The following is a 1669-nucleotide window of genomic DNA, read 5'->3' as shown; positions in this document are numbered from 1 at the left end:
ATCGCCGGCTCCACGCTCACCCTGGAGGTCGCGGTCCAGCGCGCGGTCAACGAACTCGGCTTCAGCCCCGTCGCCGCCGTCGAGGCCGCCACCCTCACCCCGGCACGCGCCTTCGGATTCGACCGGGTCAACCCCGTCACCGGCGCTCCGCTCGGCCTCATCGCCCCCGGATACGCCGCCGACCTCAACCTCCTCGACCCCGCCGACTGGACCGCCCAGCACGTCTGGTGCGCCGGCCGCCAGGTGAAGTAAATTACCTCCTTCGCAAAATCGTCCATGTTGACTCCAAAAAGAAAGCAAATTTTTTTCAACATATTTAAATCGGGTTCATTAACATCTCTCTCCCAATTCGATAGTGCCTGCCGGGTAACATTCAATTCCCCGGCTAGTTCTTCCTGTGTCATTCCCAATTGTGTTCGCAGATGACGTATTTGCTTTCCTGTTGTAATATTCGTCTGTTCCTGGTTCAAAATAGTTTCTCCTCTCTGATACTGATTTTATCAATGATATTTCGCAATAGCCAGCAATGAACGCTTGCATTGCGCAAGACGTTACATTATCTTCTGAAACATATAGCGCACCTTGTCCAGGCGGCTGTTTGGACGGCGGGGCTGGATGACTGGCTTGCCGACAGCGGCCTGATACCCTTTCAGTTCTGTAAGGCATACGCTCTGCCCGTTGGTGTAAAAGGCCAGATCAGTACGGTATGCCTGTATACAGCGGGCGGGAATCTCGCCAGTAAAGACAACTTCATCCTTTTTTACCTGGACCGTTTCGATGGTGGCACAGTATTTCGGTGCATCATGATAAGCCCTGGAAAGATATTCCCGGGGCGCATAGAGGGTGAAGGAGAGATAAGGTTCCAGCAGTTGCGTCCCTGATTCCTTCAATGCCTGTTCCAATACAATCGGGGCCAATGAGCGGAAGTCCGCCGGCGTGCTGACCGGACTGTAATAAAGCCCGTATTCAAAGCAAATCTTACAGTCCGTTACGTTCCAGCCGAACAAGCCCTGCTCCAGCCCGTAACGGATACCATCCCTGACAGCGTTTTGAAAACTCTGGTTCAAGTATCCCAGCGAAACCCGGCTCTCGTATTGTACACCGGAGCCAAGCGGGAGTGGTGTAACAGACAGTCCGATGGATGCCCAAAACGGGTTGGGCGGCACCTCGATATGGATGGTGTGGCTGGCTGCTTTGAGCGGCCGCTCCATATAAATGACGGTGGGTTCCTTTACCACTGTTTCAAGCTTGTATTTTTCCGACAGCAAAGCGGAAACAACCTCCAACTGCACCCGGCCCAAAAAAGAAAGAATGATCTCATGGGTGATGGAATCCACCTCGCAGCGCAAAAGCGGGTCAGTATCCGCAAGTTGCGTAAGAGCGTCCAGCAGCCGTTCTCTTTGCGCTGCCGTTTTCGGCGCAATCGACGTCCGCAGCATGGGGAGGGGGTCCTCACGCCACCTTTTACGAGGGAGCCGGGTTGGGTCCCCTAATACATCGTTTAACCTCACGCTGTCGCTGGGAAGGATAACAATTTCACCCGGATAAGCGGTGTCTGTCCGAATGTATTGTCTCGGGGCATAATTGACAGGTGTCTTGGGGCATGGTTGACGGGGTCTCTTGGGGCATGGTTTACATGTGTGTTGGGGCATGGTTGCCACCGGGTATG

Annotated in this window: 1 protein-coding gene and 2 pseudogenes; 1 reads left to right on the top strand and 2 read right to left on the bottom strand. The window is 54.2% G+C overall.

Going from position 1 to position 1669, the window contains the following annotated elements; all coding sequences use genetic code 11:
• The coding region (locus DF196_RS13070) for an amidohydrolase family protein (RefSeq protein WP_146194770.1) at window positions 1–252 on the top strand (252 nt) is incomplete at its 5' end.
• 26 nt (window positions 253–278) lie between these two features.
• Here DF196_RS13070 and DF196_RS13065 read toward each other — a convergent pair.
• Window positions 279–470 (bottom strand): annotated as a pseudogene (locus DF196_RS13065) (helix-turn-helix domain-containing protein); the annotation flags it as partial.
• Window positions 471–551: 81 nt separating this feature from the next.
• A pseudogene (locus DF196_RS13060) lies at window positions 552–1571 on the bottom strand (tetracycline resistance ribosomal protection protein); the annotation flags it as partial.
• Window positions 1572–1669 lie beyond the last annotated feature (98 nt).

This window comes from Bifidobacterium callitrichidarum (assembly GCF_003129905.1).
Taxonomy (GTDB): Bacteria; Actinomycetota; Actinomycetes; order Actinomycetales; family Bifidobacteriaceae; genus Bifidobacterium; species Bifidobacterium callitrichidarum.
The sequence above is the reverse complement of the archived record's forward strand: the minus strand, read 5'-3'. Positions and strand labels throughout refer to the sequence as shown.